This window comes from Flavobacterium tistrianum (assembly GCF_003254545.1).
Lineage (GTDB): Bacteria > Bacteroidota > Bacteroidia > Flavobacteriales > Flavobacteriaceae > Flavobacterium > Flavobacterium tistrianum.
This window is the reverse complement of sequence record NZ_QJRH01000026.1, coordinates 1-373: the sequence shown is the minus strand read 5'-3', so window position 1 is coordinate 373 and position 373 is coordinate 1. Positions and strand designations below refer to the sequence as shown.

Below are 373 nucleotides of genomic sequence, written 5' to 3'. Positions count from 1 at the left end.
TCCCACTGATGGCGTTGCGCTGACAAAAGTGTAGCCTGACGGCAGTGTTTCGGCAACACTCACTCCTGTGGCATCGCTAGGCCCGCTGTTGGTGGCTGCTATCGTGAAAGTGATATTGGCTCCAACGGCTGGCGCTGCATTATCGGCTGTTTTCACTACCGACAGGTCTGAAGCTGGAACCGGTATTGGAGTTATTGTGCTGGTGTTGTTTGCCAGGGTAGGATCCTGCTCGTTTGCAGAGACTGTTGCCGTATTGGCATACGATCCTGAAGCGTTAACTGCTGTAACAATGTTTAGGGTTGCGCTAGCTCCGTTGGCAAGGCTTCCTATTGTCCAAACAGTTCCGTTATAGGTTCCCACTGATGGCGTTGCG

Annotated in this window: 1 protein-coding gene; it reads right to left on the bottom strand. The window is 52.5% G+C overall.

Annotated elements, in window-relative coordinates; translation table 11 throughout:
- Positions 1-373 (bottom strand): DUF11 domain-containing protein (locus DMB71_RS00125; RefSeq protein WP_162614728.1); only part of this gene is annotated, 373 nt, incomplete at both ends.